The organism is Saccharopolyspora sp. NPDC045941 (assembly GCF_056431445.1).
Genome location: NZ_JBWKKU010000065.1, coordinates 1 through 23,926, shown reverse-complemented (window position 1 = coordinate 23,926; position 23,926 = coordinate 1). Strand labels below are relative to the sequence as shown.

Below are 23,926 nucleotides of genomic sequence, written 5' to 3'. Positions count from 1 at the left end.
GAGTCTAAGAACCGCCGGTCCGGCCGATCGCGCGACCGCAGTTTCAATTGAAACTGGGAACCCCGGTGCGTCGGAACCCCGGTGCGTCGGGACCCCGGTGCGTCGGGACTCCGGTGCGTCGGGATCCCGGTGCGTCGGGCCTCCGGCACGCCGTGATCCGCGAGTGTCCGGTGAAACCCCGGCCGAGGTTTCAATGAGCGTTTTTCATCCTGGTCGATCCGCAGCCGCGGGTCGCAAAGCTGCACGTCGATGAGGTGTCGCATGCGCCGCAGGCGCATAGCCCACCTACGACACCTGCACCGCCGCGGGTTCACGGTGCCCACCCCTCCGGGGTTCCCTCGGCGAGGACGGCCCTGACGCCGTGTATTGGGCATACATAAGTCAGGGCACCCACAGTCCAGGGAGCCTCTGAGGTTCCGCTACCCGCACCGCCACGCAGAACGAGGTTGGAAAAACCTCAATGGAAACTGCGGGAGTTGTCCACAGCCTCCGGCGTGTCGGGGTCCGACACGCCGGAGATCCGCAATTTCCATTGAAATCGAAGGTCCAATTTCAATGGAAATTGCGGCCGGTCACGGCGGAAACAGCCGGTCACGAGCAGCTGGTCACGGCGGGAAGATGCCCGGCGGCAGCACGGGTTGTTCCGGCTGCTGCGGCGGCCGGTCGCCCGGCGGATGCGGCGGTGGTTGCTGTGGCGGGCCGGGCGGCGGCCTCTCCGGCGATGGCGGCGGCACGTACCCGGTGCTCACCGAGATCGTCACGATCTCGCCCGGCAGCGCGAAGCCGCGGGGCGTCTGGCTGGTCACCGTGCCCTGCTTGCGCGTGCTGCTCACCGAGCGCTCCTGGACCTGGTAGCCCGCCTTCTGCAGGGTTTCCGAAGCCCGCTTGCGGTCCATGCCGACGACGTTGGGCACCTGGAACTCGTCGCCGCCGTTCTCGTACCGGCCGGTCGTCGGCGGCAGCGGCAGCACGGGCAGGCCCTCGTGGATGACCTTCATCGCGTCGAAGAACGTCCGCGCCGGCACCTTGCCGCCGTAGATGTTCCCGCCGTTGACCCCGCACAACCGCGGCGGATCGGAGTCGCAGATGCCCTGCGGCGAGGTTCCGTCACTGAAGGTCAGCACCGCGCCCGCGAACTGCGGGGTGGCACCCAGGAATCCGGCCGACTGGTGGGCCTCGGTGGTGCCGGTCTTGGCGGCCAGCGGGCGGGTCCACCCGGCCCCGTTGGCCGCCGCGTAGGCGGTGCCGCCCGGCTGGTCGTCGCGGCTCATCCCGACGGCCATCGCGTTCGCCAGGCCCTCGTCCACCGCCTGCTCGCACGGGTCCTCGGTGATCGACATCGGGTTGCCGTTGCGGTCCAGGATCTGCTCGATCGGCGTCGGCGGGCACCACACGCCGCCGCTCATGATCGTGGCGGCGACGTTGCTGAGCTCCAGCGGACTGGTCGGCGCGTAGCCGAGCGTGAAGGCGCCGATGTTGCGCTGCTTGACCTGGTCGGCCTGGGACAGCCCGTTCGCCCCGCCGGGCGCCAGCGGATCGCCGCCCGCGGTGTGGCTGAGCAGCGTCTCGCGCATCCCGAGCCGCGCCGCCATGTCCACCGTCTGCGCGAGCCCGACGCGTTCCTGCAGCGCCACGAAACCGGTGTTCGGCGAGGTCGCCAGCGCCATCTGCAGGGTGCGCGGGCCGGGCCGCACGCCTTCGGCGTTGCCGACGGTGTAGGGCGCGGTGCCGTTCTTGTACACCGACGACGTGTAGGAACCCGGCGCCTGGATGGTGTTGTAGATGCCCATCCCCTTCTCCAGCGCCGCCGCCGAGGTGAACACCTTGTAGATCGAGCCCGCGCCGAACTTGATCACGCCGCTGGGCAGCGCGTACGCGGTCTGGCCCTTGGTGGCGTCGAGCCCGAAGTCGCGGTTGGCGACCAGCGCGCGGACCCGGTGCTTGTCCTTGCCCGGCTCCACCACGCTCATCACGTTGGCGACGCCCTTGGTCGTCTTCGGCACGCCGCGCTCGGCGGCGGCCTTCGCCGCGTCGGTGGCGCGCGAGTCGAGGGTGGTGCGGATGGTGTAGCCGCCGCGCTTGAGCTGCTCCTCGGTGAACCCGGCGCGCTCCAGGTAGTCGATCACGTACTTGCAGAAGAAGCCGTCCGACGGCCCGGCGCCGACGCATCCGTTGGGCGGGCTTTTCAGCGGTTGCACGAGGCCGAGCGGCGAGTTGCGGGCCTCCTCCGCGGCCTGCGGCGTGATCCGGCGCTGGTCCTCCATCGCCTTGATCACCAGGTTGCGGCGGTTGAGCGCTTCGCCGGGGTTGTTCTGCGGGTTCAGCGCGCTCGGGCTGTTGACCATGCCGGCCAGCAGCGCGGCCTGCGCGATGGTCAGCTTGTCGGGCGTGGTGTCGAAGTAGGTGCGCGAGGCGGCGGCGATCCCGTACGCCTGGTTCCCGTAGGGCACCACGTTGAGGTACCGGGTGAGCACGTCCTCCTTGCTGAGCTGCTTCTCCAGCTGCAGCGCGATCCGGATCTCGCGGAGCTTCCGCGCCGGGGTCTGCTCGATGGCCTTGGCCTGCTTGACCGGGTCGCCGCCGGCGACCACGTGGACCATGTAGTTCTTCACGTACTGCTGGGTCAGCGTCGAGCCGCCCTGGGCGATCGCGCCGGACATCTGGTTGGTCACCGCGGCGCGGATGGTGCCCGCCCAGTCGACGCCGTGGTGGTCGAAGAACCGGCGGTCCTCGATCGCCACGATCGCCGCCTTCATGGTGTCGGCGATCTGGTCCGGCTGGGCCGGGGACCGGTTCTGGTCGAAGAGGTACGCGATGGGCAACCCATCCCTGTCTGTGACGGTCGTCACAAGGGGTGGTTCCTTGGTCATCAGGTCGGTGGAGATGCTGTTGACCGCGTCGCTGGCGCGGTTGGAGACCACTCCGAGTGACCCCGCTGCCGGGAACAGCAGGCCGGCCACCAGGACCCCGGCCAGCACACAAAGGCCGAACAACTTCAGCAAGCCGTCTCGGACACGCACTTCGCCAGAGTAAATCGAGGTTGCTTCGTGACGGAGTGTCACGGCGTAGATCCGCCCGATGTGATGAGCAAGAAAGATAACGGAGCGACAACCGTTGGTTGGTTGTGGAACCAGCGGGCTCTACAGTCCGTCTACGTCCAGCGACAGCACTGTTGTGGTTGAAGCAGTTCTGAGCACAACATCCGGTGCCGGGGGGCTCCGGACGAAAACGGTCGCCGACGATCCAGTGAGGAGCTGGGGGAACTCTATGTTCGAGCAGGGGGACTGGCGGGTCAACGCCGCATGCCGTGACCAGAATCCGGACCAATTGTTCGTCCGGGGCGCCGAGCAGCGCAAGGCGCGAATGGTCTGCTTCGGCTGCCCGGTCCGTACCGAGTGCCTGAGTGAGGCACTAGACAACAAGATCGAATTCGGTGTGTGGGGCGGAATGACGGAGCGGGAGCGGCGTGCGTTGTTGCGGCGCCGGCCCGACGTCCGGAACTGGCGGGAATTGCTGGAAGCCGCCCGGCAGGATTACGCCGATTTCACCGAGTACCAAGTGAGCTAGTCCGTTCGAGGTCGGTTCGGTCAATTCGCCACGGCGGATTGACCGAACCGACTTCTGCTATTCACCGGCCAGTCGCCGGCCGATCTCCCGGAGTCCGGCCAGGTCGTGCACGTCCGACGGCAGCGCCGGAACGCCGATCAGCGACACCTCCGGATGGGCCCGGGTGAACCGGGCGAGCATCCGCTTCTCCCGCTCGGCCACCGCGACGCGGTCGGCGTGCACCCGCAGCACCGCCGCGGCCAGCGGCGCCGAGCCGGCCTGCTCCACCTCTTCGGCGGCGGTGGCCGCCCGGGGTCCGGCGAGCCCGGCGAGCACCGGGTGGGTGCGGTTGGCGACCAGGCCGACCAGCGGCATCCCCTCCCCGGCGAGCCGCTCCACGAAGTAGGCGGCCTCCCGCAGCGCGTCCGGTTCCGGCGCGGCGACCACCAGGAACGCGGTGCCGGGGGAGCGCAGCAGCCGGTAGGTCTGGTCGGCGCGCTCCCGGAACCCGCCGAAGGTCGAGTCGAAGGCCTGCACGAACGCGGCGGCGTCGGCCAGCAGCTGCCCGCCGATCACGGTCGACACGGCCTTCGCGAACAGCCCGAACCCCGCGCCGACGATCTTGCGCAGGCCCTTGCCGCCGACCCGCGCCGGGCTGGACAGCATCTTGATCAAGCGCCCGTCGAGCACGGTGGACAGCCGCTGCGGCGCGTCCAGGAAGTCCAGCGCCGACCGGCTCGGCGGGGTGTCCACCACGATGAGGTCCCAGGTGCCGGTGGCGGCGAGCTGGCCGAGCTTCTCCATCGCCATGTACTCCTGCGTGCCGGAGAACGACGTGGAGATCGTTTGGTAGAAGGGGTTGTTCAGGATCTGCTCGGCGCGTTCCCGGCCGGCGTGCGCGAGCACCATGTCGTCGAAGGTGCGGCGCATGTCCAGCATCATCGCGTTGAGGTCGCCGGCCGGTTCGAAGTCCTCCAGCACCACCTGCTTGGGCTGGTTGCTGAGTTCCCGCAGGCCGAGCGCCTGGGCCAGCCGCTTGGCGGGGTCGATGGTGAGCACCACGGTCTTGCGGCCGCGCTCGGCGGCGCGCACCGCGAGGGCCGCCGCGGTGGTCGTCTTGCCCACGCCGCCGGACCCGCAGCAGACGACGATGTTCGTGTTCGGGTCGTCCAGCAACGCGTCGACGTCGACCTGCGCGGGTCGCAGCGGTTCGCTCATCGTGGGCTCCGGATGCCGTGTTCGTTGAGTATCTCGGCGAGTTCGTAGAGCTCGGCGACGTCGATCCCGGTGAGGTCGGGCAGCGAGACGGTCGGCAGGTCGGCGTCGGCGAGCTGCGCGCGGGCGGCGTCCTCAGTCTGCGTCCGGATGGCGTGCTCGACCGTCTCGTGCACCAGCCCGCCCAGCGTCTCGTCGTCGACCTTGAGCCCGGCGGCGGCCAGCCCGGCGCGCACCCGCTCCGCGTCCACCCGGCCGCTCGCGGCCGCGGCGACCGAGCGGGCCGGCAGCCGGTTGGGCCGGACGCGATTGCACACCACGCCGCCCGGCCGCAGGTCGGCGGCGTCGAGTTCGGCGACGGCCTCCAGGGTTTCCCGCACCGGCAGTTCCTCCAGCAGCGTCACCAGGTGCACGACGGTGTCGCTGGAGTGCAGCAGGCGCACCACGCCGTCGCTGTGGTCGCGGATCGGCCCGGCCTTGGCGAGGTCGGCCATCGCGCGGGTGACGTCGAGGAACTTGACCACCCGGCCGGTCGGCGGCGCGTCGACCACGACCGCGTCGTAGACGTGGCGGCCGCGCTCGTCGGTCCGGCCGACGCATTCCTTGATCTTCCCGGTGAACAGCACGTCGCGCAGGCCCGGCGCGAGCGTGGTGGCGAACTCGATCGCGCCCATCTTGCGCAGCGTGCGACCGGCGAAACCGAGGTTGTAGAACATCGACAGGTACTCCAGCAGCGCCGCCTCGGCGTCGATGGCCAGCGCGCGGAGCTCGCCGCCGCCGGGCGCCGCGGCGATCCACTCCTCGGCGTAGGGCAGCGGCGCGGTGTCGAAGAGCTGGGCGATGCCCTGCCTTCCTTCCACCTCGATCAGCAGCACCTTGTGACCGCCGGTGGCCAAGGCGAGGGCCAACGCGGCGGCGACGGTGGTCTTGCCGGTGCCGCCTTTGCCGCTGACGACGTGCAGTCGGGCGTGATTCAGTTCCCCGTCCCAGTCGGTCACACGATCAGCGTAAGTGCCGCGTTCCCCGGATGTCTGCCGACCGCGAACTCCCGCCACGCCGTGGGATCGGCGCCGATCAGCGCAGGGCGTGGTCTGCCAGGTCGCGGACGCCCGCGCGCAGTCGCGCCCAGCTGTAGTCCGCCTCCCGCAGGGCGAAGTTGAGGTCCGCGTCGACCGCTGCCAGCAGCGCGTGCGCGAGGTGCTCCGGATCCGCTGCGGCGCCGCAGTGGAGGGTCAGGTGCCGGTGCCAGAACCGGTAGGAACCGATGCGGTACCGGGCGCCCGGCGCGGCCGTTTCCGAGAGCCGGACCAGTTGCAGGTGTTCGGCCAGGTAGTCGACGTAGGCGTCGAGGAAGGCCAGCACGCGTTCCGCGTCGGCAGCCCCGGGCCCGAGCGGCGGCGGTCCGGTGAGCACCGCATCCTGGAGCGCTCGTTCCCGCTCGTCGAGCAGCGCGGCCACCAGCCCGGACTTGTCACCGAAGCGGCGGAAGACGGTGCCCTTGCCGACTCCCGCGGCCTGCGCGACCGCGTCCATCGTCACGCCGTCCACGCCGTGCTCGGCGAACAGGCCGGCGGCGGCGGACAGCACGCGCCGCCGGTTGCGGGCGGCGTCGGCGCGCTCCTGCGGTGGTCGGCTCGCGATCTGGTGCAGCTCGTCGGTCGCATCGTTCACGGCGGCAATCGTACTAGACAACCGGACCGTGGTCCGGTAACTTCGGCGCGGTAAACGGACCATGGTCCGGATTGAATCGAGGAGGTTGTCATGACCGAGCTGATCAGCAGGGAAGAGCTCAAGCGGCGGATCGACGCCGGGGAGGTGACTGTCGTCGATGCGCTCGGCGGGGCCTACTACGAGCAGCAGCACCTGCCCGGAGCCATCGCGCTGACCGAGGACCGCGTCGAGGAGGCGGCGGGCGAGCTGCTGCCGGACAAGGGCGCCGCGATCGTCGTCTACTGCTCGAACGCCGCCTGCGGCAACAGCCAGGCCGTCGCCACGAGGTTGGAGCGGCTCGGCTACACCGGCGTCCGCAAGTACCGCGAAGGCATCCAGGACTGGGTCGAGGCGGGCTTGCCCGTCAAGACCGGGGCGTGAGCGCGGCGGCGCGGAGGGCGGGCGGCCGGTCTCCTAAGCTGCACGCATGCAGAAGTGGGAGTACGCGACGGTTCCGTTGTTGATCCACGCGACCAAGCAGATCCTCGACCAGTGGGGCGAGGACGGCTGGGAGCTGGTCTCCGTCCTGCCCGGCCCGACCGGCGAGCAGATGGTGGCCTACCTGAAGCGGCCGAAGGGGGCCTGACATGGGTCGATGGACGGATCGTCTCGCGGAGCTGGGCGTCCCGCTGCCGGAGGTGGTGCCGCCGGTCGCGGCCTACGTGCCCGCGGTGCGCACCGGCTCGCTGGTCTACACGTCCGGCCAGGTGCCGATGGTCGCTGGCAAGCCCGCCGGGATCGGCAAGGTCGGCGCGGAGATCAGCGCCGAAGAGGCCAAGCAGCACGCCGCGATCTGCGCGCTCAACGCGCTCGCCGCGGTGGACGCGCTCGTCGGCCTGGACTCGGTGGTGCGGATCGTCAAGGTCGTCGGGTTCGTGGCCTCGGCCGAAGGTTTCACCGGGCAGCCCGGTGTGATCAACGGCGCGTCGGAGCTGCTGGGCGAGATCTTCGGCGAGGCCGGGCAGCACGCCCGCTCGGCGGTGGGCGTCGCCGAACTGCCGCTCGGCGTCCCGGTCGAGGTGGAGCTGATCGTCGAGGTCGAATAGGCGGAGTGCGGCCGAATGGCCGTCCGCTACGTCATTTGCGCGGCGTTGCCCGATTTCGGGTGACGCCGCGTTTCGCGTACGTCACGGCGGGTCGTCGGCGAATACCGCCGGCCCCGATTTCGGCGGCTCGGACGCGCGGGGCCGCCTTCGACCAGTACGCTGCGATCATCTCCTGCTCGGGTTCGTCAGATCTGGCGTAACCCGAATAGGGGTAGATCGATTCCAGTGTGTCGCGAAAAGACCGTTCAAGGGCTTGATTGATCCGGTTATCGCGGCCAAAGTTCACCTGGACGGGTGTAGCTGGTCGGGGGGCGGCGAGCGACACCCGCGTCGATGGAGTACGAGCCTTGGGAGGGGCCGACGTGGCGGTGCGCGAAACCGATCTGCTGTGCCACGAACTACTTCTCCGACTCGCCGGCCGACTGCCCGACCGGCACCTGTGGCGCTTCCGCGACTGGCTGGCCGGAGACGCCGCCGACGTGGTCGCGCGGATGCTGCCGGGCACGCTCGTCCGGGAGCGCATCGCGCTCGACGACGCCGAACACCAGCTGCTGGCCAACGCGCTGGCCCCGCTGGGCGCCGACCCCGCGATGGTCAACGCCGTCCTCCCGATCGACCCGGCCGAAGCCCCGCACTACACCTTCAGCGGCGAACGACCGGCGGACAGCGTCGGCGACTCCGCGGTGCTGGTGCTCGGTGCCACGCTGCGCGGCCGCCCCGGCGTCCGCGAGGTGCGCAGCAGCTGGCGGCGCACCGACGGCGCCGCGGCGAAGCTGGTCGTGCTGGTGACCGCGTCCGCCGACGTCGTCGGCCTGACCGGGGAGATCCAGCGCGTTCTGCGGGCGCTCGGCGAACCCGAACCCTGCGTCGAGGTGCTCCCGCCCGACCTGGAACCCGCCGCGTACCACCACGCCGCGCTCGCCGAGTCGGCGCTGGTGTGCACGGGGGCCGAAGAATTCGCCGGCCGCCGCGGTTGAGCGGCCGACATCCTGAAGGAGGCGTGCGTGGTGGACGTGGCTGAGGGGGCCGGGCCGGTGGACCGGCTGCACAACCTCTTGCTGGCCATGACAGGCCGGGTGGACGACGACGGGATCAACTCGGCCCGCGAACTGCTCGGCATCGGCCAGCCGGGCGCCGCCGCCGAATACCTCACCGGCTGCCTGCTGGCCGGCCGCATCCCGGTGAACTCCAGCGAGCAGTACCACCTGCGCCGGATCCTCGACGAGACCCGCTCGACGCACGTCCTCGCGGACCGGGTGAACGTGGTCGACTCGGTGCCGGCCGACGCGCACCGGTTCGGCGAACCGGCCGAGGACGACGGAGACCTGGTGGCGGCGCTCGCGCCGGTCGCGGCACGGCTCCAGGGCGTGCGCGGTCTGTGGTGCGCCTCCCGGACGACGCCGGCCGGCGTCAGCTACGGCGCGGTGCCCCGGCGCATCCTGCTCGCCGAGGTCAGCCCGGAGGGCTCCACCACGGCGGTGGCCTACCAGCTGATCGAAGCCCTGCGCCGGGTCGGCATCAACTGCTCCGTCGACGTCTTCGACAGCGGCGCCGAGCTGCCCGAATACCACCGGGAAGCCCTCGCGGCCGCGCACCGCGTCCACCTCGACGCGCCGCCCGCGCCGCCCGCGGAGCGCCCCGCCGCCCGGGAAGAGCGTCCGGCCGCTCGCGAGGAGCGTCCGGCCGAGCGTCCCGCGGAGCAGCCGCGCCGGGTCGTGGAGGAGCGGCCGGCGGAGCCGGAGCGCTCGATCCCGCAGCCGGCGCAGCCGGTGAGCCAGCCGGAGCCCGAACCGGCGCTGGCGCAAGCCGCCGAGGCGCAGGCCGAGGCGAGCGCCATGCGGGTGCCGCCGGCGGTCGACGCGAAGCTGACCGACCGGGAGCGCAACCTGCTGCGCAAGCTGCACGAGGAGCTCGCGCAGCGCGAACAGGACCGGTCCGGCTCGCGGCGGCCGAACGGGGCGAGCAACGGCGAGGAGGGCTGGACGTCCACCATGCCGGGCGGCACCGGTGGTTTCCCGCCGATCGGCGCGGCCCCGGTCAACAACCAGGCCTACACGCCCCAGCAACAGCGCTCCTAGCCCACCGCCAGGAGCGCCGTTTCGTCCGGAGGGGATGGCGCGAACGGCCGTTGACCTCGTCCATCGAGGCGAACGGTCCGTTCACCCCAGCCTCGCCAGGACGTCGGCGATGATCTGCTGCAGGTGCAGGCCCCGGCGGACGTCGCAGGGGTGCTCCGTGCGCTCCTCGCGGATCATCGCGAGGAGGTCGTCGAGCATCCGGGCGTAGCACTCGCGTGCGGCGGTCCGGCGGCCGAGCAGCGGCGCCTGGCCGTGCTCGCCGTACACCGCGAAGTCGACCATCGCCGGCTGCACCGGCATCCGCAGCGACAGGGTCAACGTGCTGGTCAGGTCGCCGTCGTGGCCGAACACGAGCTGCCAGAGGCCGTCGCTGCTGCGGTGCGCGAAGTGCACCTGCTCGATCTCGCCGAGCGCCGCATCGAGCAGGTCGATTGCGTGCGGCCCCGCGTCGATCAGCGCGCCGTCCTGCTCCTGGCGCCACTCCGACGCGGCGTAGTCGCCAGCCAGCAGCCCGCCCGCGAGCCACCGCCCCGTGCCGCCCTGCACACCGTCGAGACTGCGCACGCCGGCCAGCCACTCCTGCACCTCCGGCGCGAACCGGCGGGTGAGCATCAGCAGCGCGGCCACCCCGGCCTCGTCCACCGTCTCGACGATCTCGCGGGCACCGCCCGGATCCGCGGCCAGCGGCTTCTCCAGCACCAGGTGCTTGCCCGCTCGCGCCGCTCGCGGCGCGAGCTCGGCCTGCACCGCGGGCGGAACCGCGAAGGCCACCGCATCGACCGATTCGAGCAGCTCGTCGAAGCCGTCGACGACGGCCGCGTCGTACGGCTCGGCGAAGGTCTTGGCCGCGTCCGGTCGTCGCGCCCACACCGCCGCCAACCGCGTTCCCGGGTGTGCGGACAGGCCGGGCCCGTGCACCCGGTGCGCCCAGGGACCCGCTCCGACCACGCCGACTCGCAGTGCTTCGTCCATGCCCGCAATGGTGCCGTTGACCCATCGCGGTTACTGCAGTTGGGGGCCCGAACGCCACGGTCGGGTGGCCGGGGCGCTGCGCTCTCCGTGCGAAAAATCAATTCTGGAATCACTTTCTAGTGGTTTTCCGGCATAGGGTGGCCCGCATGGAGCAACTGCCCGAAGATCGCGTCCTGCCAACGGGATTCGTGCCCGATGAGCTCCCCGCGCAGCCGGCCGCGCCCAAGGACGCGGCCACCGTGATGCTGCTCCGGGAGGGCTCGGCGGGCCCGGAAGTGTTCCTGCAGCGCAGGGTGAAGGGCATGGCCTTCGCAGGCGGCATGACGGTGTTCCCCGGTGGCGGCGTCGACCAGCGCGACGCGGACGCGTCGGTGGCCTGGAGCGGACCGGACGCGGACTGGTGGGCCGAGCGGTTCGGCTGCACGCAGGACGTGGCCCGCGCCCTGGTGTGCGCGGCCGTGCGCGAGACGTTCGAGGAATCCGGCGTGCTGCTGGCCGGGCCGGACCCGGCGACGGTGGTCGGCGACACGAGCCACTACACCGGGGCCCGCGCCGCGCTGGTCTCCCGCGAGATGTCGCTGGCGAAGTTCCTCGCCGACGAAGGACTGGTGCTGCGCGCCGACCTGCTGCGGCCGTGGGCGAACTGGGTGACGCCCGAGCGCGAGCCGCGCCGCTACGACACGCGATTCTTCCTCGCCGCGATGCCCGCCGGGCAGCGGGCCGACGCGGTCACCTCGGAGGCATCCGAGGCGTATTGGTCCACCCCGCAACAGGCGCTGGCGGACTTCGAGGCGGGTCGCTGCCACCTGCTCCCGCCGACCCGCGTCACGCTCGGCGAGCTCGCCGAGCGCGGAAGCCTGCCCGCGGCGCTGGCCGCGGAGCGCACCCTCGCCAAGGTCATGCCGAAGCTGGTGCGCCGCAACGGCCGGTGGCACGCGGTGCTGCCGGGCGAACCCGGATTCGAGGAGGCGAAGTGATGGAGCACCCGGCCTACGGAACGCTGCGCCAGGTCACCCCGTACGCGTCGGTGCTGCTCGCGCACAACCCGTCGCCGATGACCCTGGAAGGCACCAACACGTGGGTGGTGCGCAATCCGGGCGCGGGCGACTGCGTGGTGATCGACCCGGGCCCGGACGACGCCGAACACCTGCGCCGGGTCGCCGACCAGGGCCCGGTGTCGCTGGTGCTGCTCACGCACCACCACGGCGACCACACCGACGGCGTCGAGCAGTTCGTCGAGCTCACCGGGGCACCGGTGCGCGCGCTCGACCCGGCGCTGTGCCGGGGCGCGGAGGCGTTCCGCGACGGCGAGATCGTCAAGGCTGGCGGCGTGGAGCTCCGGGTGGTCGCCACGGCTGGCCACACGGCCGACTCGGTGTGCTTCATCGCCGACCACGACGAACCGGCCGTGTTCACCGGCGACAGCATCCTGGGCCGGGGCACGACGGTCGTGGCGCAGCCCGACGGCCACCTCGGCTCCTACCTCGCATCGCTGCGCCTGCTCGCCGAGCTGCCGTCGGGCCTGCGGGTGCTGCCCGGCCACGGCCCGGAGCTGCCCGACGCCCGGGCGATCGCGACGGCCTACCTGAAGCACCGCGAACAGCGCCTCGACCAGGTCCGCGCGGCCGTCCGCGACAACGGGCCGGAGGTCACGCCGCGCCAGGTGGTGGAGGTCGTCTACGCGGACGTCGACCGCTCGGTCTGGCCAGCTGCGGAGTGGACGGTCCAAGCCCAACTCGCCTACCTGCGAGAACAGGGCGAGCTCCGGGGCTGACCGTCAGGTCCGCTTGGGCATCAGCACGTAGTGCAGTTCGGCGCCGGACGGGTCCGGCTCCGCGCCGGTGATCACCGTCGAACGGCGGTTGCCCGCGCGGAGGCCGATGCGGACGGTCTGCGCGCCGAACGCCTGCAGCGCATCCGAGAGGTATCGGGGCTGGTAGGCGGTGGTGATGCGATCGCCGCTGGTGGTGGCCTTGACCGCCTCCTCGGCGTCGCCGAACTGCTGGTCTGCCGCGCGCACGCGCACCTCGGCGTCGCCGACCTCCAGCAGCAGCGTGCCCTGCGCCCCGCCGAACGGCGTCACCCGGCGCACGGCCCCGGCGAGCTCGGCGGCCGCGACGTCGACGGTGCCGTCGAAGGCGTCGGCGAGGTGGCGCGCCTCGCTCGGGAACGGCGCGTCCAGCACGGTGCTGCTGACTTCGGTCGTCGGCCAGCTCATGCCGACCCGGTCCGCGTCGGCGTGCAGCACGACCTGGGCGTCGTCGGCCTGCTTGGCGATCTCGGCGAGCAGGTTCGCCGGGATCAGCACGTCGAGCTCGGCCACCTCGGATTCCCACGGCACGCTCGCCACCGCCATCCGGAACCGGTCGGTCCCGACGAACACCAACCGCTCACCGAGCTGCTTGACGTGCACGCCGGTGAACACGGGGAGCGCGTCGTCGCGCGACGCGGTGGACGCCACGACAGCGGCCAGCGGCAGGACGTCGATGCCGAGCACGCCGACGCGCGGCGGAGCCTCGCGGATGCCGGGGTGGGACGGCAGGTCGAGGAGGGGGAGCGCGAAGCGCGCGTTCGGCGTGCGCAGCGCGAGCTTGCGGCCCTCGACGACGAGCCGCACTTCAGGGCTGTCGATGTTGCGCAGCGTCTCGGCGAAGGGACGGCCGGGCACGAGCACGCGGCCTTCGGCGTGCGTCCGCGCCCCGCGGCTCAACCGCATGCTGCGTTCCCGGTCGGTGCCTGCGAGCACGAAGCCGTGTGCGTCGGCTTCGAGCACGATGCCGCTGAGCACCGGGTCGAGCACCCGGCCACGCAGCAGGCGAACAAGATCGTTGGCGGCGTGCGCAAGCGTCCGGGTCGCCGAGGTGACGTCGAGGTCCATGCGCGCAAGCTAGCCACCAGCACCGACAGCCCGAGCCGCACGACGTTTCCGCAGGTGATGGCTCGTGAGTGGTGTGGAGCGCCATAGCACTCCACACCACTCACGAGCCCTGACCAGGCAGAACGGTTACTTGCCGGCGAGGGAGAGGTCGGCGCGGGACGTGGCGGGGACCAGGGTTCCGCGGCGCAGCCAGAGGACCGCGGCGACGACGACGCCGACCGCGCTCGCGGTCAGGAACGACGCCGCCGGGCCGCTGATCTCGACCAGCTGCCCGCTGATCGACTGGCCGATGGCCGCGCCCAGCGTCACCGAGGTGACCACCCAGCCGAACGCCTCGGTGGCGGTGCCCGCCGGCGCCGCGATCTCGATCGCCACCGAGTGCGCGGTGGACTGCGGCGTGATCAGGCTGCCGGCCACCAGCAGCGCCAGGCACAGGCCCCACAGCGTCGACGGCACGGCCAGCAGCGTGAGCAGCACGGCGAAGCCGAACAGCAGCGCGGGCAGCCGCAGGTGCATCGGTCGAGGCCAGGGCCGCAGTCCGTAGGCGACGCCGACGATCACCGAGCTGACCGACAGCAGGCTCAGCAGCAGGCCGCCGGCCGTCGGGTGGCCCGCTTCCACCGCGGCCGCGGGCACCCCGACCTCGATGAAGCCGATCAGCATGCCGAAGCCCAGCGCGGCCAGCGCCACGGTCCGCATTCCGGGGCTGGCGATCGCCCCGAGCAGGCTCCCGCCACCGCTGGGCACGGGATCAGGGCGGTGGCTGCGCGCGGCGCGGGTGGAGGCGAAGCCGACGCTGCCGACGACCATGCACGCGGCACCGACGACGACCCCGGTCCCCGGCCACGGCATCGCGACCATGAGCCCGGCCAGGCCCGGGCCGAGGATGAAGAAGACCTCCATGCTGATCGCCTCGTACGAGTAGGCCGCGTCCCGCGCCGGGCCGGGCGGCAGCAGTCGCCCCCACAGCGCCCTCGACGCCGGGCCCACCATCGGCTCGCTGATCCCGACCAGGAACGCCAGCGCGGTCATCAGCGCCACCGGGGCGTGCAGCTCGATGACCACCACCTCGATGGCCACCAGCGTCGCGAACACGCCGGACATCACGTACAACGGGATGGTCGGTCCCACCCGGTCCATCACCCGGCCCTGCGCGACCGAGCCGCAGGCGACGCCGATCAGCGCGCCCGCCGACACCAGTCCGGCCGCCGCGAACGATCCGGTCTGGCGCTGCACGTACAGCATCAGGGCGAGGCCGACCATCGCGATCGGCAGGCGGCCGAGCAGCGAGGTGATGACGGGCCCGCGGGCGCCGGGGGCGGTCAGGGCCGTGCGGTAGTCGGTGAGGGACATGGATTGGGACACGCGAACCAGTATTCCAATTGTGGTACGGCAGTACCAACTCGGTTTCGGGTAATCCGCCTCACGCGCGCCAGAAAAGGACCTTTTACCTGGTTCGTCGGGTGCCGAAACAGGGCACACTCAAATTAGAGCGGCTACGCAATCCGGGTGAACTCTGCAACCGGGGCGTGCGTAGGCGCGTCCTGGAAGGTGAGAGGGGTTGCTGGTGGCACCGGCCGTCCAGCATCTTCGACAAAGAGGACTTTCCTCTGGTGCCAAGGATTCGGGGCCGACGCATCGGAGGATCGGGGGAGCGTGGTTGGTCGTCGGGGGACGAACCACGCACATGTGAAGGGGCTGGAGCGCCGCGTCGGGGGCGGCGCCCAGCCCCTTCACATGCACCAAGTGCAGGCGCGGGCGTCAGAAGCCGCCTCCGCCGCCTCCGCCGCCGTCGCCACCGCCGCTGAAGCCGCCGCCCCCGCTGTCGCCGCCGCTGAAGCCACCGCCGCTGTCGCCGCCGAAGCCGCTCCCGCTGTCACTGCTCCCGCTGTCGCTGCTGCCGTAATCGCTGTTCGAGTCGATGTAGGTCGCGGAGGTCGCGGTCGCGCCGGAAGAGCGACGACGCCCGTTGTCCTTGGACGTGGAGGCGATGATCGCCGCCATTACCAGTCCGGCGCCCGCGACCACGGCGACCAGGACCAATGCTTGGATTAAGGCCGGTTCCACCTGTTCGATCCCCTCGGCTCGGTCCGGTCCTCGGTCCGAGGTTGGACGCGCGCCGCCAGCTCAGGGTTGCGACCCGGACACGAAAAGTGAGGGAATCTCAGTCGCCCCCGCCGCCGCCGGAGTCGCCACCCCCACCGGAGTCGCTGCCGCCGCCGGAATCCCAGCCGCCACCCGAGTCGTGCCCCCAGCCCGAGTCGCCGTGGTGCCAGGTGGTGCCGGAATCGACGGCGCCGCCGCTGCTCGTCGAGCTGAGCCGCCGCCGCGCGGCGTAGTTGCGGTTGCGCTGCATGCGCGCGCGGCGCCGCGAAGGCCGGCGGTTGATCCGGTCCCAGATGATCGCGATCCCCAGGAGCAGCAGCATCGCTGCCCCGATGTAGCCGATCCAGTGCATGTCGCCCCCAGCCTGTCGGTCAACCGATCAAGGTTTACACGGGGCAGGTGTCCGATGGGTTGTCTTTCGGACACGAAAAAACGCGCGTCGACTGAGGAGCCCGGGAACGAACCCCGGACCCGTCGGCCGACGCGCGTCAGTTCGCGGCGTCGCTGGTGTCAGCGGGCGCGGCGGGCCAACCGCTCCGGGTCGAGGATGAGCACGCTCTTGCCCTCGAGCCGCAGCCAACCGCGGTGCGCGAAGTCGGCCAGCGCCTTGTTCACGGTCTCCCGCGATGCGCCGACGTACTGCGCAATCTCTTCCTGCGTCAGGTCGTGGGTGACCCGCAGCAGGCCGGCCTCCTGGCTGCCGAACCGCTGCGCGAGCTGCAGCAGCGCCTTGGCGACCCGGCCCGGCACGTCGGTGAAGATGAGGTCGGCTAGCATGCCGTTGGTCCGGCGCAGCCTGCGAGCGACCACGCGCAGCAGCTGCTCGGCGATCTCCGGCCGAGTGGCGATCCACTGCCGCAGCGCCGTCCGGTCCATGCTCAGCGCGCGGACCTCGGTGACCGTGGTCGCCGTCGAGGTGCGCGGCCCCGGATCGAAGATGGACAGCTCGCCGAACATGTCCGACGGGCCCATGATCGCCAGCAGGTTCTCCCTGCCGTCCGGCGACTTGCGTCCGAGCTTCACCTTGCCGGACTGAATGATGTAAAGCCGGTCTCCCGGCTCGCCCTCGGCGAAGATCACGTGTCCTCGCGGGAACTCGACCGGTTCCAGCGACTGGGCCAGTGCCTCTGCCGCGGCCGGCTCAACGCCCTGGAAGATGCCGGCCCGGGCCAGTGTCTCGTCCACCTCGTCCCTCCATGTTGAGACGCGGCGGCTGTCTGTGGTGCCGGACCCGCGAGTGCGAATCTAGCGGTGTGCCGCCGATCACTACCAGTAATTCTAAGACTGGTCGCGGGAACGGCGAGTACGCAGCCTACCGGCGCGTCCCACCCTGCGAAGCTGGAACAACTCCAGCGCGCGTCCAATACCTTGCCGGAACAGCGCCCGCACCTCGTCGGGGCGAGCGTTCTCCAGCAGCTCCTCCACCTCGTTCTCCTGCACCGCCACGTGCCGCAGGCGAGCCTCCACGCGCTCCATGAAGAGGGTGAAGAACATGATCACGAGCGGCACGACGATGACGAACCAGGCAGCCATCATGAGTTAAATCCTCGCTCATACCTTCGGGGCGGGTGCAACCGGGGTCGGGTTCCCGGTGAGCGTGACGATCCGACCACCTTTGGTGACGGTCGGTGCCCATGGTCCGGTGGGGTGCCCGGACCGTGTCGCAGCGCAGCCTATCCGGATGCGCAAGGCCCCCTGCGTCCGACACGCCTTGGCGGCCGGGAGCAGCGCCGGTGCGGCCGGTTGGCCGAGGCGATCGGATCCGTAGTCTGGTGGGGTGTCAGACCTGGCTCGGAACAAGCGCAAGAGTGCCGCCGCCGGCTCGGGCGGTGAGACCCGGCTGGGGCTGGTCCGGCGAGCCCGCCGGATGCTGCGGGCGCTGGCCGAGGCGTATCCGGACGCGCACTGCGAGCTGGACTTCGAGACGCCCCTGGAACTGGCGGTCGCCACGATCCTGTCCGCCCAGTGCACCGACAAGCGGGTCAACGAGGTCACCCCGGCCCTGTTCCGGCGGTACCCGACGGCCGCCGCCTACGCGGGGGCCGACCGCACCGAGCTGGAGGAGATGATCCGCTCCACCGGCTTCTACCGGAACAAGGCCGCGTCGCTGATGGGCCTGGGCGCGGCGCTGGTGGAGAAGTACGACGGCGAGGTGCCGCAGAAGCTGGACCAGCTGGTCAAGCTGCCGGGCATCGGCCGGAAGACGGCCAACGTGATCCTCGGCAACGCCTTCGACGTCCCGGGCATCACGGTGGACACCCACTTCGGGCGGCTGGTCCGGCGCTGGGGCTGGACCGCGGAGGAGGACCCGGTCAAGGTCGAGCACGCCATCGGCGAGCTGATCCCGCGCAAGGAGTGGACGATGCTCTCGCACCGGGTGATCTTCCACGGCCGCCGCGTCTGCCACGCCCGCAAGCCCGCCTGCGGCGCCTGCCTGCTGGCCAAGGACTGCCCGTCGTACGGGCTGGGCCCGACCGAGGCCACCCCAGCGGCAAAGCTGGTCCGCGGCCCGGAGACGCCGCGGCTGCTGGCGCTGGCCGGAGTCGTCGACGAGGTCCCGGAGAGCACTGTCGAACAGGCCGCGGCGAAGGAGCCGGTGGCGTGAACCTGCGCGCCTACGGCAACGAGATCCGCTGGACGATCGTGGTGCTCGTGCTCGCCGTGGTCGGTGTGATCGCGCTCTGGCCGCGCGACGCCGAGCAGCAGCAGGAGCAGACCGCCGCGCCCGCTCCGCCGCCGGCGGCCCGCGCCATCGACCCCGCGCAGCGAGCGGCGGCGGCGCTCCAGCCCTGCCCGGCGGCCGAAGGCGGCCCGGCGGAGCTGGCCGGGATCACCGGCAGTTGCCTGGCCGACGGGCGGCCCGCCGACGCGGGCTCCGCCGTCGCCGGTGGACCGACGCTGATCAACCTCTGGGCGACCTGGTGCGCGCCGTGCCGCACCGAGCTGCCCGCGCTGCAGGCCTACGCCGAGCAGCCGGGCGCGATCCGGGTGCTGGGCGTCCAAGTGCAGAGCGATCCGGCGGACGGTCTTGACCTCCTGACCCAGCTGGGCGTTCACTTCCCCAACGTGCATGACGGGGACAACCGCATCAGGGCCGCGCTGAAGGCGCCGAACGTGCTGCCGATCAGCTACGTGGTGACCGCCTCCGGCGAGGTGCGCCGCATCGATCCGCCAGTCGCGTTCAAGAGCCCGGAGGAGATCCGGGCGGCCGTCGACCGGACCTTGGGGAGCGCTCGGTGAACCCGCGACGAACGGGCCCGCTGGTCGACCCGGCGGAGCTGCCGGACTGGCTGCGCGGCCTGGTCGAGCGGTCCGCCGACCTCGATCCGGGGCACTTCGGCTGGCCGCGCGAGAACCCGCCGGCGGAGGCCCGCCCGGCCGCGGTGCTGGTGCTCTTCAGCGAGGGCGCCGACGGCCCGGACGTGCTGCTGCTGCGCCGCGCCGACGGGCTGAGCTCGCATCCCGGTCAGGTTGCTTTCCCGGGTGGCTCGCTCGACGATGTTGATCGCGGGCCGGTCGACGCCGCGTTGCGGGAAGCCGTCGAGGAGGTGGGGTTGCGGCCGGAGGGCGTCCGCCCGGTGGCGACGCTGCCGGAACTGCACGTGGCGCACAGCGGCTTCCGGGTGACCCCGGTGCTGGCGCACTGGGCCGAGCCGTCCCCGGTCGCGCCGGTGGATCCCGGCGAGACGGCGGCGGTGGCCAGGGTCCCGATCTCCTGGCTCACCGATCCGGCGAACCGGCTGCGGGTGGAGCTGACCGGGCGGCACGCGAGCCCGGCGTTCCTGGTGCCCGGGATGCTGGTGTGGGGTTTCACCGGCGGCCTGCTGTCGGGGCTGCTGGACCTGGCCGGCTGGTCGCGTCGCTGGAACCGTGCCGACGTGCGAGAACTCGACGAGGCGTGGCGGGCCGCGGAGGAGGCCGAGGACATCGGCTTCGGGCGTTCGTGAACGGTTTGAGAACCTGTTCTCGTCTTCCAGCACGCGCGGGACCGCTTCGAGGACGGGTTGTGGGACCGTGGTGCGCCGCCGATCGTCGGCGAGATTGAGGTGAGCGGGTGAACTGGGTCGACCTGCTGGTGGTGCTTCTGGCGCTGCTCGCCGCGGTGTCGGGGGCCCGCAGCGGCCTGGTCACCGCGCTGTTCTCGTTCCTGGGCGTGTTCATCGGCGCGGTGGTGGGCCTCAAGGTGGCGCCGCTGATCCTGGACCGCCTGGACAGCCCGGTCGCCCGCCTCGCCTTCGGCGTCGGAATCGTGGTGCTGCTGGTCGCCTTCGGCGAGACCTTCGGCATGTGGGCCGGCCGGGAACTGCGGGACCGGATCACCTCCCCGAAGCTGACCGGCGTGGACAACGCGCTCGGCGCGGTCCTGCAGTTCATCGCGGTGCTCGTGGTGGCGTGGCTGATCGCGCTGCCGTTCACGTCGGCGTCGGCGCTGCCCGGCCTCGCGGCCGCGATAAGCCGGTCGAAGGTGCTGACCGCGGTGAACTCGGTGATGCCCGCCTCGGCCAAGGCGCTGCCGGACGACCTGCGCGAAATGCTCGGGGTGTCCGGTTTTCCGCAGGCGCTGGAGCCCTTCTCGGAGACCCCGGTCGCGGAGATCGCGCCGCCGGACATGGCGCTGGCCAACAGCCAGGCGGTGCGCAACGCGCGGACCAGCGTGGTGAAGGTCCGGGGCCGGGCCACGTCCTGCGCGCGGGCGCTGGAGGGCACCGGCTTCGTGATCTCGCCGCACCGGGTGATGACGAACGCGCACGTGGTCGCGGGTACCGACCGGGTGGCGATCGAGATCGGCCGCGGCGAGTTCGACGCGAAGGTCGTGCTCTACAAGCCGGACGTGGACGTCGCGATCCTGGCGGTGCCGGACCTGGACGCGGACGCGATGACCTTCGTGCCGGGACCGGCCAGCCCGGGCAACGACGTGATCGCCCTGGGCTACCCGCTGGACGGGCCCTACACGGCGTCGGCGGGCCGCATCCGGGAGCAGATCAGGCTGCGCGGCCCGGACATCTACGACGCGAACACCGTGGTCCGCGACGTGTACACGGTGCGCGGCCGGGTGCAGAGCGGGAACTCCGGCGGGCCGCTGATCGACCCGTCCGGCAAGGTCGTGGGCGTGGTCTTCGGAGCGGCGGTGGACGACCCGGAAACGGGCTTCGCGCTCACGGCGAAAGAAGTGGCGGACGAGGTCGCGGCGGCCCCGAACCTGACCGCGGAGGTCGACACCGGCCCCTGCACCAGCTGACCCGCGCGAGCGGGAGGTCTTGCGGGCAGTGCTTCGGAGGCGCCGAAGCGGCCGCGCGGGGCAGCGCGCTGGGCGCCGTTTCGCGCGAGAACGACGCGCCGGGGGCTTCGCCGCCACGACGCATGGAGTTTCACGTACCGCGTTTCCGGCCAGCGCGGGAGCGTCAGGACGCGGCCGGGGTTTCCTCGTCGTGCTTGCGCTTGGCGATCTTCGTGGTGTCCTTGAGCGTTTCGATGGTGCGCTTCGGCGCCCGGATCTTGCGCACCCGCATGTAGCCGAGCAGCGCCAGCAGGCCCGCGACCAGCAGCATCGCCAGGAACACGATGCCGAAGGCCGCCCAGCGCCACAGGCCGAGCTGGGCCAGCCCCTCGGCCAGCGTGAAGAACAGGAAGAACAGGCTGAAACCGAGCACGGTCAGCGCGAGGACGAAGTAGACGCTGCCCTTGACGGCCTTCTTCATCTCGCCGGCGAGCTCGGTCTTGGCCAGCTCGACCTCCGACCTGACCAATGTGGACAGGTGCGTCGTGGCATCGCGTACCAACGCGCCGATGGACTGCCCGTCGGGAGCAGTGCCCTCTTCGGACAGCGGGATGGACGTGACCGCGGTCCACCCCGCACCGTCACGGCTGCCGTTGGTGCTCTTCTGGGCGCTGTTCACGTGCCCCATCGTGCCACGCGCGATCAGTACGCCACCGGGCGACTCGCGGTGCGTTACCCGCGAGTGACCCGCGGCGCGAGGTGTTCCGCAGTTTCAATTGAAACCTCGTGCCGGGCCTCGGGCCCGCAGTTTCAATTGAAACTGCGGTCTCCCGGGGCTGGACGTGGAGCTCAGGCGTCGTCGGAGACGTCGCCGTTCTTGAGCTTGCGGCCGCGGCGCAGCAGCACCGCCGCTGCTAGCAGCGATGCGATGGCGGAGGCGATCAGCACCGCGGCCTTGGCCCGTTCCGCCGCCGCGCCGGTCAGCGACAGGTCGGCGATCAGCAGGCTGACCGTGAAGCCGACGCCGCCGAGCATCGCCAGCGCCGCCATGTCGCGCCACTGCACCGATTCCGGCTTCGCGCCGATGCCCAGCTTGACCGCGAGGAAGGAGCTGCCGAAGATGCCGATCAGCTTGCCGGCCACCAGGCCGACGATGATCGCGATCGCGACCCGGTCCTCGCGGATCGCGGCCAGCGCCTCGCCGTCCACGGGCACACCCGCGGCGAAGAACGCGAACACCGGCACGATCAGCCCGGCCGACCAGGGCTGCAGCCGGTGCTCCAGGCGCATCGCCGGCGAAGCAGGCTCGTGCGGGTCGCGCCGGACGCGGGTGAGCAGCCCGAGCGCCACGCCGGCGATCGTCGCGTGGATGCCGCTGGTGTGCACCGCGATCCAGGTGGCCACGGCCAGCGGCACGTAGAGCCACGGCGTGGTGACCCGCTTGCGCTGCAGGTACCAGTAGACGACGCAGAGCACGACCGCCGCGAGCAGCGCGAGCACGCTGAGCCCGTCGGTGAACAGCACGGCGATCACGACGATCGCGCCGAGGTCGTCGACGACGGCGAGGCTGAGCAGGAAGACCCGCGCCGCGGTGGGCATCCAGGAGCCGGTCAGCGACAGCACGCCCAGGGCGAAGGCGATGTCGGTCGCGACCGGGATCGCCCACGCGGCGTGCGCGCCGGGCGCGCCGTGGCCGATCGCGAAGGCGAGCGCCGCGGGCACGATCATGCCGCCGATCGCGGCGATCACGGGCAGCAGCGCGTTCTTGACGTTGGAGAGCTCGCCGACCACGAGCTCGCGCTTGAGCTCCAGCCCGGCGACGAAGAAGAAGATCGCGAGCAGGCCGTCCTTGGCCCAGTCTCCGACGGAAAGGCCCAGGTGCAGGGACTGCGGCCCGATCTCGAAGTCGCGGACGGCGTGGTAGATCCCGGCGGCGGGGGAGTTCGCCAGCAGCAGTGCGAGGGCGGTCGCGGCCAGCAGGACCATGCCGCCGACGGTTTCGGTCCGCAGGTAGGAGCCGAAGTCGAAGGTCCGAGCCGACTTGGCGGGCCGGGGCTGGTTGCGGGCGGCTTTTGACACTGGCGGCTCCGATCGCGGATAGCACGAACTGCGACGCCGACCAGTCTTCCCGGCACACCTTTACCGGAATCCTAACATCCGCGGCGCGCGTGATTGTCGGCGCAAACAAGATTGGGAAGGCATCTTCCCAGGTCAAAGCGCCTTTTCCGAATCGGAGAGGTCGCGAACGCAACAGGGGCGCCCTCCGTGCGGGAGGGCGCCCCTGGCGCGTCGGGCGTGCCGGTCAGTCGTCGCTGGAGTTGTTCAGGCCCTTGGAGATCAGCGACATGACGGACGAGTCGGCGAGCGTGGTGACGTCGCCGACCTCGCGGTTCTCCGCGACGTCGCGCAGCAGTCGCCGCATGATCTTGCCGGAGCGCGTCTTGGGCAGCTCGGGCACGACCATGATCTGGCGGGGTTTGGCGATCGGGCCGATCTCGTGGGAGACGTGCTCGCGCAGCTCCTTGAGCGCGGCCTCGCCGCTGGCGGTGTCGTCGGTGCCGCCGCGCAGGATCACGAACGCGACGATGCCCTGGCCGGTGGTGGGGTCGGAGGCCCCGACCACGGCGGCTTCGGCGACGTTGGGGTGCGACACCAGGGCGGACTCGACCTCGGTGGTGGAGATGCGGTGCCCGGAGACGTTCATGACATCGTCCACCCGGCCCAGCAGCCAGATGTCGCCGTCGTCGTCGTACTTGGCGCCGTCACCGGCGAAGTAGAAGCCCAGGTCGGCGAACTTCGACCAGTAGGTGTCGCGGTAGCGCTCGTCGTCGCCCCAGATGCCGCGCAGCATCGACGGCCACGGCTGGTCGAGGACCAGCAGCCCGCCGCCGCCGTTGCCGACCTGGGTGCCGGTCTCGTCGACGACCTTGGCCGAGATGCCGGGCAGCGGCTGCTGCGCGGAGCCGGGCTTGGCGGCGGTGACGCCGGGCAGCGGCGAGATCATGATCGCGCCGGTCTCGGTCTGCCACCAGGTGTCCACGACCGGCGTGCGGTCGCCGCCGATGTTCTTGCGGTACCAGATCCAGGCCTCGGGGTTGATCGGCTCGCCGACCGACCCCAGCAGGCGCAGGGAGGACAGGTCGTACTTGGCGGGGAT

General features: G+C 71.4%; 27 protein-coding genes. 12 read left to right on the top strand and 15 right to left on the bottom strand.

Going from position 1 to position 23,926, the window contains the following annotated elements; genetic code table 11:
- Window positions 1-605: 605 nt before the first annotated feature.
- Window positions 606-3,020, bottom strand: coding sequence for a penicillin-binding protein (locus AC07FN_RS36495; protein WP_478399744.1), 2,415 nt, complete (start codon window positions 3,018-3,020; stop codon window positions 606-608).
- A gap of 247 nt (window positions 3,021-3,267) precedes the next feature.
- Between AC07FN_RS36495 and AC07FN_RS36490 the strand changes: the two genes are divergently transcribed.
- Window positions 3,268-3,567: a WhiB family transcriptional regulator gene (locus AC07FN_RS36490; RefSeq protein WP_010307833.1), complete on the top strand. Its 300-nt coding sequence runs from the start codon at window positions 3,268-3,270 to the stop codon at window positions 3,565-3,567.
- Between the two features lie 57 nt (window positions 3,568-3,624).
- On the opposite strand, the gene bagB is transcribed toward AC07FN_RS36490, so the two are convergent.
- The 3 genes from bagB to AC07FN_RS36475 form a co-directional block, all read right to left on the bottom strand.
- Window positions 3,625-4,764 (bottom strand): ATPase BagB, encoded by a 1,140-nt coding sequence (bagB, locus tag AC07FN_RS36485; RefSeq protein WP_452613685.1) that lies wholly within the window; start codon window positions 4,762-4,764, stop codon window positions 3,625-3,627.
- Complete coding sequence (gene bagA / locus AC07FN_RS36480; protein ID WP_478399743.1) at window positions 4,761-5,759, bottom strand: ATPase BagA; 999 nt, start codon at window positions 5,757-5,759, stop codon at window positions 4,761-4,763. The genes bagB and bagA overlap by 4 nt, the downstream gene beginning before the upstream one ends.
- A gap of 76 nt (window positions 5,760-5,835) precedes the next feature.
- Window positions 5,836-6,432, bottom strand: coding sequence for a TetR/AcrR family transcriptional regulator (locus AC07FN_RS36475; RefSeq protein WP_478399742.1), 597 nt, complete (start codon window positions 6,430-6,432; stop codon window positions 5,836-5,838).
- A 90-nt stretch (window positions 6,433-6,522) separates the two neighbouring features.
- Between AC07FN_RS36475 and AC07FN_RS36470 the strand changes: the two genes are divergently transcribed.
- The 3 genes from AC07FN_RS36470 to AC07FN_RS36460 are packed head-to-tail and all read left to right on the top strand — an operon-like array spanning window position 6,523 to window position 7,517.
- Window positions 6,523-6,852 (top strand): rhodanese-like domain-containing protein, encoded by a 330-nt coding sequence (locus AC07FN_RS36470; protein WP_478399741.1) that lies wholly within the window; start codon window positions 6,523-6,525, stop codon window positions 6,850-6,852.
- A gap of 46 nt (window positions 6,853-6,898) precedes the next feature.
- A complete protein-coding gene (locus AC07FN_RS36465; RefSeq protein ID WP_093267385.1) occupies window positions 6,899-7,057 on the top strand; it encodes a Sp36 family protein in 159 nt (52 codons plus the stop codon).
- A gap of 1 nt (window position 7,058) precedes the next feature.
- Window positions 7,059-7,517 carry a RidA family protein gene (locus tag AC07FN_RS36460; protein WP_093267387.1) on the top strand — a complete coding sequence of 153 codons (459 nt, stop codon included), beginning with the start codon at window positions 7,059-7,061 and terminating at the stop codon, window positions 7,515-7,517.
- Between the two features lie 31 nt (window positions 7,518-7,548).
- Here the strand turns inward: AC07FN_RS36460 and AC07FN_RS36455 are convergent, their stop codons facing one another.
- Window positions 7,549-7,803 (bottom strand): hypothetical protein, encoded by a 255-nt coding sequence (locus AC07FN_RS36455; RefSeq protein ID WP_478399740.1) that lies wholly within the window; start codon window positions 7,801-7,803, stop codon window positions 7,549-7,551.
- A gap of 76 nt (window positions 7,804-7,879) precedes the next feature.
- Here AC07FN_RS36455 and AC07FN_RS36450 point away from each other — a divergent pair, with 76 nt between their 5' ends.
- Both AC07FN_RS36450 and AC07FN_RS36445 read left to right on the top strand, forming a co-directional pair.
- Window positions 7,880-8,494, top strand: a complete 615-nt coding sequence (locus AC07FN_RS36450) for a hypothetical protein (protein WP_478399739.1) — start codon at window positions 7,880-7,882, stop codon at window positions 8,492-8,494.
- A gap of 27 nt (window positions 8,495-8,521) precedes the next feature.
- Window positions 8,522-9,595: a hypothetical protein gene (locus AC07FN_RS36445; protein WP_478399738.1), complete on the top strand. Its 1,074-nt coding sequence runs from the start codon at window positions 8,522-8,524 to the stop codon at window positions 9,593-9,595.
- 81 nt (window positions 9,596-9,676) lie between these two features.
- Here AC07FN_RS36445 and AC07FN_RS36440 read toward each other — a convergent pair whose 3' ends face one another.
- On the bottom strand, window positions 9,677-10,567 hold the full coding sequence (locus AC07FN_RS36440) for a Gfo/Idh/MocA family protein (protein ID WP_478399737.1): 891 nt from the start codon (window positions 10,565-10,567) through the stop codon (window positions 9,677-9,679).
- 146 nt (window positions 10,568-10,713) lie between these two features.
- On the opposite strand from AC07FN_RS36440, the gene AC07FN_RS36435 reads away from it, so the two are divergent.
- Together AC07FN_RS36435 and AC07FN_RS36430 are read left to right on the top strand one after the other, a co-directional pair.
- Window positions 10,714-11,544 carry an NUDIX hydrolase gene (locus AC07FN_RS36435; RefSeq protein WP_478399736.1) on the top strand — a complete coding sequence of 277 codons (831 nt, stop codon included), beginning with the start codon at window positions 10,714-10,716 and terminating at the stop codon, window positions 11,542-11,544.
- Window positions 11,544-12,341, top strand: coding sequence for an MBL fold metallo-hydrolase (locus AC07FN_RS36430; RefSeq protein WP_478399768.1), 798 nt, complete (start codon window positions 11,544-11,546; stop codon window positions 12,339-12,341). Before AC07FN_RS36435 ends, AC07FN_RS36430 begins: the two co-directional genes overlap by 1 nt.
- A gap of 3 nt (window positions 12,342-12,344) precedes the next feature.
- Here the strand turns inward: AC07FN_RS36430 and dnaN are convergent, their stop codons facing one another.
- The 6 genes from dnaN to AC07FN_RS36400 all read right to left on the bottom strand — a co-directional run bounded on the left by dnaN (window position 12,345) and on the right by AC07FN_RS36400 (window position 17,084).
- A complete protein-coding gene (gene dnaN / locus AC07FN_RS36425; RefSeq protein ID WP_478399735.1) occupies window positions 12,345-13,445 on the bottom strand; it encodes a DNA polymerase III subunit beta in 1,101 nt (366 codons plus the stop codon).
- 126 nt (window positions 13,446-13,571) lie between these two features.
- A complete protein-coding gene (locus AC07FN_RS36420) occupies window positions 13,572-14,810 on the bottom strand; it encodes an MFS transporter (RefSeq protein WP_478399734.1) in 1,239 nt (412 codons plus the stop codon).
- A gap of 396 nt (window positions 14,811-15,206) precedes the next feature.
- Window positions 15,207-15,512 (bottom strand): hypothetical protein, encoded by a 306-nt coding sequence (locus AC07FN_RS36415; RefSeq protein ID WP_478399733.1) that lies wholly within the window; start codon window positions 15,510-15,512, stop codon window positions 15,207-15,209.
- A 97-nt stretch (window positions 15,513-15,609) separates the two neighbouring features.
- Window positions 15,610-15,903: a hypothetical protein gene (locus tag AC07FN_RS36410; protein ID WP_478399732.1), complete on the bottom strand. Its 294-nt coding sequence runs from the start codon at window positions 15,901-15,903 to the stop codon at window positions 15,610-15,612.
- Between the two features lie 158 nt (window positions 15,904-16,061).
- Window positions 16,062-16,736 (bottom strand): Crp/Fnr family transcriptional regulator, encoded by a 675-nt coding sequence (locus AC07FN_RS36405; RefSeq protein WP_093267402.1) that lies wholly within the window; start codon window positions 16,734-16,736, stop codon window positions 16,062-16,064.
- A 93-nt stretch (window positions 16,737-16,829) separates the two neighbouring features.
- On the bottom strand, window positions 16,830-17,084 hold the full coding sequence (locus AC07FN_RS36400; RefSeq protein WP_029535541.1) for a hypothetical protein: 255 nt from the start codon (window positions 17,082-17,084) through the stop codon (window positions 16,830-16,832).
- Between the two features lie 244 nt (window positions 17,085-17,328).
- Between AC07FN_RS36400 and nth the strand changes: the two genes are divergently transcribed.
- The 4 genes from nth (at window position 17,329) to AC07FN_RS36380 (ending at window position 20,790) form a co-directional block, all read left to right on the top strand.
- Entirely contained in the window at window positions 17,329-18,156 is an 828-nt protein-coding gene (nth, locus tag AC07FN_RS36395) for an endonuclease III (RefSeq protein ID WP_478399731.1), read from the top strand.
- Complete coding sequence (locus AC07FN_RS36390) at window positions 18,153-18,791, top strand: TlpA family protein disulfide reductase (protein ID WP_478399730.1); 639 nt, start codon at window positions 18,153-18,155, stop codon at window positions 18,789-18,791. The genes nth and AC07FN_RS36390 overlap by 4 nt, the downstream gene beginning before the upstream one ends.
- On the top strand, window positions 18,788-19,498 hold the full coding sequence (locus tag AC07FN_RS36385) for an NUDIX hydrolase (RefSeq protein ID WP_478399729.1): 711 nt from the start codon (window positions 18,788-18,790) through the stop codon (window positions 19,496-19,498). The genes AC07FN_RS36390 and AC07FN_RS36385 overlap by 4 nt, the downstream gene beginning before the upstream one ends.
- Window positions 19,499-19,605: 107 nt before the next feature.
- A complete protein-coding gene (locus AC07FN_RS36380) occupies window positions 19,606-20,790 on the top strand; it encodes a MarP family serine protease (protein ID WP_452613700.1) in 1,185 nt (394 codons plus the stop codon).
- 163 nt (window positions 20,791-20,953) lie between these two features.
- On the opposite strand, the gene AC07FN_RS36375 is transcribed toward AC07FN_RS36380, so the two are convergent.
- From AC07FN_RS36375 to AC07FN_RS36365, 3 genes are all read right to left on the bottom strand, one after another.
- Window positions 20,954-21,457: a phage holin family protein gene (locus AC07FN_RS36375; RefSeq protein WP_478399728.1), complete on the bottom strand. Its 504-nt coding sequence runs from the start codon at window positions 21,455-21,457 to the stop codon at window positions 20,954-20,956.
- A gap of 161 nt (window positions 21,458-21,618) precedes the next feature.
- Entirely contained in the window at window positions 21,619-22,848 is a 1,230-nt protein-coding gene (nhaA, locus tag AC07FN_RS36370) for a Na+/H+ antiporter NhaA (protein ID WP_478399727.1), read from the bottom strand.
- 223 nt (window positions 22,849-23,071) lie between these two features.
- On the bottom strand, window positions 23,072-23,926 hold an 855-nt coding region (locus AC07FN_RS36365), incomplete at its 5' end, for an AMP-binding enzyme (RefSeq protein WP_478399726.1).